This is a genomic window from Streptomyces sp. NPDC058880 (assembly GCF_042742535.1).
GTDB lineage: Bacteria > Actinomycetota > Actinomycetes > Streptomycetales > Streptomycetaceae > Streptomyces.
On sequence record NZ_JBHYMC010000011.1, the window covers coordinates 140,136 to 147,081 of the forward strand.

A 6,946-nucleotide genomic window follows, 5' to 3' on the forward strand; every position below is an offset into this window, starting at 1 on the left:
GTGCCCGCGGTGCGGCCCTCACTGCCCCGCCTCCAGGGCCCGCACCCGCGCACGCAGCCCTTCGGAGCGCCCGTCGGGGTCGGCACCGATCCGCTTCCACAGCTGTAGCGCCGAGCGGTACTCCTCCAGGGCCGCCCTGGGCCGGGCGAGCCGCTCCAGCACCTCCCCGCGGGACTCCTGCACCCGGGCGGCCAGGCGCAGCGCGGTGTCCTCGCGGCCCGCCCGGCCGTCGGGCTCCTCGCGTCCCTCGTGGTCGTCGCGGCCCTCGCGGTCCGCCTCCAGGGCCGCCCGCCAGGCCAGCCGGTAGGACTCGGCGGCCCGGTCGAGGCGGTCCGCGGCCCGTGTGTGGCCGTGGATCTCCTGCTGCACATCGGCGTGGTCCCGCCAGGCGCGGGCCCGTTCGAGCGGGCCGCGGCTGTTGCGGACGGCCAGTTCCAACAGGTACTCCGCCTCCCGCAGGTCCACCGCGTCCCTGTCGTACGCGTGGCGCAGCCGCAGCCCGGTGGCCAGCCGCACCAGCCGGTGGGCGGCTCCCGGGTCGGACTGCGGGACGGCCGCCCGGCTCTCGCGCAGGACGCGTACGGCCGCCCCGGTGAAGCGGCGACCGCCGGCGCCGCGGGCGCGTTCCAGCAGGACGTCGCCCCACTCGGGAAGGAGGTCCCGGAAGGCCTCCCCATCGCGGGGCGCGAGCCTGCGGGCACGGCCGTAGGCCTCGGCCGCCTCCTCCAGCGCCACCGGGTCGGCGTCGCGGGCGTACCGCTCGCGGTGGACCCGGGCCAGGCACAGCAGGGCGGCCACCCGCAGCTCCGGATCCCCGCCGGTCTCCTCCAGAACGGTGGCCAGCTGCGCGGCGGCCTCCTCCAGCCGCGCCGGAAGGTGCCGCAGCGCGTCGGCCAGTTCCACCCGCACCCGCCCGGATCCGGCCCGGGACACCGCCCCGGATCCGGATCCGGCCGGCGGTGCGCTCAGGGCCGCCGCCAACCGGCCGGCGGCCTCTTCGGCCAGGGCGGTGCGCTCGGCCGGGTCGGGGGTGCGGGGCAGGAGCGCCAGCAGGACCCGGCCGAGGGCCCGGTGCAGCTCGTGGTGGGGTGCGGAGGCAGCCTCCGGGGCCGGTCCCGTGTCCTGCCCTGGTTCCCCGCCGGGGACGGAGCCCGCCAGGGGGGCCAGGGCCGCGCGGGCCGCGCGCAGCGCGTCCGTGTCGTCGCGCAGCCCGCCGAGCCGGATCAGGGTCTCGGCCCGCCGTACCGCGCAGTCCCGCCGCAGTTCCGGTGCGGCGGTGGGAGATGCGGCCGCCGCCGCGAACTCGCGGTCCGCCGCGGCGAGCAGCTCGGGGTCCGGGCCGGCGGCGAGCGCCCGCTCGTACAGCACCCGCCCGCGCGCCGCCCACGCGGCGGCGGTCCGCAGCCCGCTCACGGCCCGCTGGGCCTCGGCGAGGAGTTCCGGGTCGCGTTCGGCCGCCCACAACCGCAGCAGCGCGCCCGCCAGCTCCGTCTCGGCCTCCTCCGGCGGGTCCGCGGGCCCGACCGGGGCCGTGACCGCCCGCCGCAGGACCGCCACGGCCTCGTGCAGGGCCCGCGGACCCGCGTCGCCTTCGGCGTCCGCGTCCGCGAGGCGGTCCCGGGCGGCGCGCACCGCCCCGGCCCGGGCGGGCAGGGGGGCCGCCCGGGTCTCCCGTACCGCCTGCCCGTCCTGCGGTACACCGGGCAGGAAGCGCCGTACGACTTTGGCCGAAACCTGTGCGAAGGCCTGCGGGAGCCGCCCCCCGGGGTCCTGTTCACCGTCGTCCGGCTCGGCGGCCTCCACCAGCGGTGCCATGCCGGTCAGCTGTGCGACCGCGAGGGCGGGGAAGTTGCGCACGCCGGCGCCGAAGTGCGCCCCTACGTACTCCGAGCAGTGTTTGAGGACCAGCGCGGCCTCGTCGCGGCCCAGCGGCCCCAGCAGTACGTCCTGTACCCCGGGCACGAACTCGTACCAGTGTCCCGGGCCCGGTGCGCTGCGCCTCAGCAGCCCGCTGAGCAGTACTTCCGCCAGGTCCGACGGCTCGGAGTCCGGCAGCATCGTGCGCTGCACCAGGCGCATGACGGGCAGCGTCAGCGGGGCCGCCGACAGGTACACGGCCAGTTGTACGGCGCGGGGCGCGGCCGAGGAGCGGAACCGTGCGACGAGTTCGCGCGGCGGGCGGGCGGCGGGCGGTGGCGGGACGGGCGCGGCCGGGTGGTCCGCCCGTACCCGGCCCACCTCGGCGGCGACCGGCCCGGTGCCGAGGCCGGCGACGAGCCGGGCCCATGCCCCGAGCGCGGTCGGGCTCGGCGGCAGCACCGGCACGGCGATCCCGCCCGCGGGCCGGCCGGGCAGCGGCGGCCGGTCCGGCCGGAACCGCAGCTTCGGTCCGGCACCCTCCAGCCGGGCGAGGGTGCCCCGCTCGGTCGGCAGCCAGCTGCGCCCCCACAACCGCTGCGGCAGGGGCTGGACCACCATGCACGGGGTGCACTCGGCCCAGCGGTGCAGCAGCCGCTGGGCCTGGCCCTCGCGCCACAGCGGCCCGGCGCAGTCGGAGACGACCATGGTCAGGGCCCGGCCGGTCGGGTCCCGCAGCTGGTCACCCGAGCGCAGTGCGGAGCCGGGGCCGGGGCCGCGTCCGAGCGCCGCCGTGCCGTCCTGCCGGCGGTGCAGGTAGTGCACCTGGACGTCTCGGAAGGCCCCCAACCGCTCGCAGACGGAGCGCAGTTCCTCGAACATCTCCTGCCAGACCGCCATGGAGGGGGAGGCGTCCATCACGAGCCGTACGGTCGCCTCCCGCCGGGTCTCCGGCCGCAGCACCGGGATGAGCAGGCCGAGGGCGCGGGCGCTGGCGTCGGCGGTGGCGCCCTCGTCGATCACCAGCCGGGTGGGCGGGGCCGACGGTCGGTGCCGCTGGAGGGCCCGTAGGGCCCGCTGGACGTCGAGGATGCGGGGCAGGGCGGCGGCGCCGGGCACGCGTACGGGTACTCCGTACTCCTCGGGCGACTGCTCGGGCGGCTCGCCCCCGGCCTCGCCGGCGCGGTGCGCCCCGGGTGCGTAGAGCCGCACGGGGTCCTCGGGATCCGCCTCCGCCCGTGCGGGGTCCACGGACTCCACCACCGGATCATCGGATTCCGCTTCTGGCCCCGGGTCCCGGGTGCCCGGGAGGTCCGGTCCGGGACCGCGGATGTGCCCGGCGAGCCAGAGGGCGTCGGCGAGTTCCTCGGCGGAGGGATCGAGCCCGGCAGCCCGCAGCAGGGCGGCCAGTTCCGGAACGCCGGGTGCGGCGGACGGCGGCGCGGCGGGGCAGGGCGGTACGGCAGGTTCGGGCACGGCCGGTCACCTCGGTCGGTCGAGGCGCTGGATGAGCAGGTCGGCGAGGTCCTCCCGGGTCGCCGGGGAGGTGTAGTGGGTCAGGTAGACGGCGTTGAGGAGCTGGTCGGCGGCGACCAGTTCGGACTGCGAGCGGCCCAGGAACTCGCGGATCAGGTCGCCGCCGAGCCGGGCGGCTTCCTCTCCGAGGTGGGCGCGGACCATGGTGGCGAGGCGTTTCTCGCCGGGCTGCCCGAGTTTGAGCTGGATGCAGCGTCGCAGCAGGGCGGCGGGGAAGTCCCGTTCGCCGTTGCTGGTCAGGATGATGAAGGGGAAGGACCGGCAGCGGACCCGGCCGCCCCGCACGGTCACCTTCGCCCCGTCGTCGGTGAGCACCTCGACCTCGGGCTCGGTGTCGGCGACCCGCTCCAGCTCGGGGAGGGCGAACTCCCCCTCCTCCAGCACGTTCAGGAGGTCGTTGGGGAGGTCGATGTCGCTCTTGTCGAGTTCGTCGACGAGCAGCACGCGGGGCCGTGCGGTGGGCAGCAGGGCGGTGCCCAGGGGTCCGAGCCGGATGTACCTGCCGATACCGGGGACCGCGGCGGGTGTTCCCGCCCCGGCCGCCGCCCCGCTGGCCGCGAGCTGCACGTCCTGGAGGCGGGCGAGGGCGTCGTAGCGGTAGAGCCCGTCCTGGAGCACGGTCCGCGACACCACCGGCCAGCGCAGCACCCGCCCCAGTTTCAGCTCGTGGGCGACGGAGTGCGCAAGGGTGGACTTCCCGGTTCCGGGAAATCCGGTCACCAGCAGCGGCCGCCGCAGGTACAGCGCCGCATTGACGGCCTCCAGCTCCTCGGGCTCCGGCCGGTGCAGTTCTGCGGCCTGCCGGTGCGCGCCGAGCCGGCGGGCGACGTTGCCCTCGGCGGCGGCGGCCGGGCCCGGCGCCACGAGGGGCCCGCCGTCGAAGTTCCGCCAGGGCGGCGGGTCGGGCAGGGCGTCGATGCCGTCGTGGGGTTCGCCGACCCCGCGGTAGATGAGCCAGTCGTCGTTCATGGTGCCTGTTCCCTCCCTCGAATCCGCCGGGCCGGCCGCCCTCATAGGTCGCCGTGGAGCGGCTCGACGTCCGGCAGCGGCCGCGCCGGGTCCTCCCACACCAGCCCCGCCCCTGCCGCCCAGTAGGCGTCCGGGTCCGCCCCGTGCGCCCGGCCCCGCAACGTCTGGAACCGCAGCGGCAGCACCTCCGCCCGCCCCGCGTCGGCCAGCTCCTCCCGCAGCCCGCGGTGGAACGGCGCGCACGGCACCCCGGGCTCCGGCGGCGGCCTGCGGGTCACGGCCACCCCGTAGCCGGCGTCCCGTACCGCGTGCAGCGACCCCAGTGTGGGCTCCTGGTCGGCGGCCCGGCAGTGCACCGGGACGGTGGTGTCGGGCAGGCCCGACAGCCACGCCGCGGACGGTGCGCGCGGACGGCCGCCCGCGCAGTCGGCCCGCTCGTCCTGGAGCGGTCCCGCCTGCACCCGGGTCCACCGGGCGGCGGCCCTGGCGGCCTCGTGGTCCGCCGGGTGGCCCTCCGGACCGCTCCGGCCCCGGTCCGCGCCCCGGGCGTCCGGACCGCCGGGGTGGCGCAGCACCACCGGCCGCTGCACGCCCAGCGGTACTCCGCCGGACACCGTCCAGTCCTCCACCGCCAGCCCGAACAGTTCGGGGGCCACCGCCACTTCGAGCAGGGCCGCGGCGACGTGGGTGTCGCAGCGCCGGAAGGCCTCGGCGAGCGGCGCCCGCAACCGCTCCGGCAGGTCCGCGACGGTGGCCCGCACGCCCGAGTCCACGGGGGTCAGCCGACCGGGGTGGGCCGGGCCCGCGAGCACCGAGACCCGCCAGTCGTACAGGTGCTCCCAGCCGTGGGCCCAGACCTCCAGCAGGACCGACGCCCCGGGCGGCAGTCCGCCGGCCCTCGGGGCGGGCCCGCCCGCCGCCCGGCCCGCCGAGGCGCGGCGGCGGCGCTCGCGCTCGGCGAGGCCCCGCTCGTGGCGCTCGCCCAGTTCACGCCGCAGCGGCCGCCACAGCCGCTCGGCCGTGGCCCGTACCCAGTCCCACAACTCCTCGTCGGCGCCCGGCGTCGGGGGTTCGCGGTAGTCGGCCACGCTGACGTCGGTCGCGTACCGGAGCATCGCCGCGGCCTCACCGCTGCCGCCCGGCGGGTCGTGCAGCAGTCCCAGCCCGTCGCGCCAGCTCAGCGGGGCCGGCGGCTGCGGGTCCGGTTCCTCACCGCGAACCGCCTCCACCAGGGCGCGCACCGCCTCGGAGGAGCTGGGCGGGGGCAGTTCGGCCAGCAGCCCGCACAGGGTGGTGCGTTCGCCGGGGGTGAGCCCTCCCCGGCCGCCGTACGGGTCCCGCTCCTGCGGCGGGAGCTCGCCGTGCACGTCGGTCCAGGTGCGGCGGTTGTCGAGGTCGCTGAGGTGCTGGTCGTAGTGGTACAGGTCGTGGGCCTGCATGATCCGGCGGTAGAGCCCGACCTGTCCCCGCGAGGCCATCGGGAGGGTGCGCAACTGTACGACGGAGACGGCGAGTCCGCCGCCTCCCGTCTGCCGTCGGGCCTTGACCACGCCGACGACCTCCCCGCGGGCCAGGTCCACGACCGGTCCGCCGGACATGCCGGGGTCGATCTCGTCGTCGGCGGCGAGCCGGATGGCGGCGCCGTTGCCGGCGGTGCCGCGCAGCCGGGTGGTGCGGCCGGTGATCTCGGGCGTGCCGAGGTCTTCCGTGCAGCCGAAGTAGGCGACCTCGTCGAAGCGCGGTCTGGAGCGGTCGGTCAGCCAGACGCAGGCGTGGGACACGGGGGCCAGGACCCGGACGAGTGCCAGGTCGGGCAGGTCCCACAGGGCGTGCCGGCCGGGCCTGCGCTCCTCCAGGCGCTCGGGCAGTACGCACTCCACGCGCCCGGTGACGGTCCCGGTGACGGCGCCCGGCGCGCCGGGGCCACCGTGGCGGGGTCTGCCGGAGTGGAAGGTGATGCCGACCTCACGGCCTGTCAGACGCATGGCGGCACCCCCTTCGCCGACCACGTGCGCGCACGTCAGGACCCAGCCGGGGGCGATGAAGAAACCGCTCCCCCAGGTGGGACCGGTCCGATGGCTGCCGGGGTTGTCATACCCGCCCGGCGGGGCGTGGACGCGTACCGTCGCCGCCTGGACGAGTGGTTCGAGGAGCTCGAAGGCGCGCGCCGTCCCGGTCGTGCGCCCGTCGGTCATCCACGCCCCCGCCCGCTCGTCGGACCTCCAGGCTAGCGCCGGGGACACCGGGGGCGGGAGGTGTCCCGGGCGCTGCGGATTATCCTGGCGGGAAACACCCCCTGCACGATCCCATCACGGCACGGAGCCCGACTTGTACTTCACCGATCGCGGCATCGAGGAGCTGGAGAAGCGGCGCGGCGAGGAGGAGGTCACCTTCGAGTGGCTCGCCGAGCAGCTGCGCACCTTCGTCGACCTGAACCCGGACTTCGAGGTCCCGGTGGAACGCCTGGCCACCTGGCTGGCCCGGCTCGACGACGAGGACGAGGACGACGAGTAGTCCGGCCGGGGCCGGACCACGGGCCGGTACGCAGAGGGGCCCCGCCCCGAGCGCGGCCGGGGCCCGCGGC

4 protein-coding genes are annotated in these 6,946 nt (G+C 77.2%); 1 reads left to right on the top strand and 3 read right to left on the bottom strand.

Annotated features, from left to right (window positions below; translation table 11 throughout):
- Nucleotides 1-18 precede the first annotated feature (18 nt).
- From ACFW2G_RS09620 to ACFW2G_RS09630, 3 genes are read right to left on the bottom strand one after another with little or no spacing between them, the layout of a single operon-like run.
- Nucleotides 19-3,333 carry an SAV_2336 N-terminal domain-related protein gene (locus tag ACFW2G_RS09620; protein WP_384581097.1) on the bottom strand — a complete coding sequence of 1,105 codons (3,315 nt, stop codon included), beginning with the start codon at nucleotides 3,331-3,333 and terminating at the stop codon, nucleotides 19-21.
- 6 nt (nucleotides 3,334-3,339) lie between these two features.
- On the bottom strand, nucleotides 3,340-4,362 hold the full coding sequence (locus ACFW2G_RS09625) for an AAA family ATPase (protein ID WP_384581099.1): 1,023 nt from the start codon (nucleotides 4,360-4,362) through the stop codon (nucleotides 3,340-3,342).
- A gap of 41 nt (nucleotides 4,363-4,403) precedes the next feature.
- Entirely contained in the window at nucleotides 4,404-6,557 is a 2,154-nt protein-coding gene (locus ACFW2G_RS09630) for a trypsin-like peptidase domain-containing protein (protein WP_037919755.1), read from the bottom strand.
- A gap of 133 nt (nucleotides 6,558-6,690) precedes the next feature.
- On the opposite strand from ACFW2G_RS09630, the gene ACFW2G_RS09635 reads away from it, so the two are divergent.
- A complete protein-coding gene (locus ACFW2G_RS09635) occupies nucleotides 6,691-6,876 on the top strand; it encodes a DUF6104 family protein (RefSeq protein WP_007266501.1) in 186 nt (61 codons plus the stop codon).
- Nucleotides 6,877-6,946: the final 70 nt, after the last annotated feature.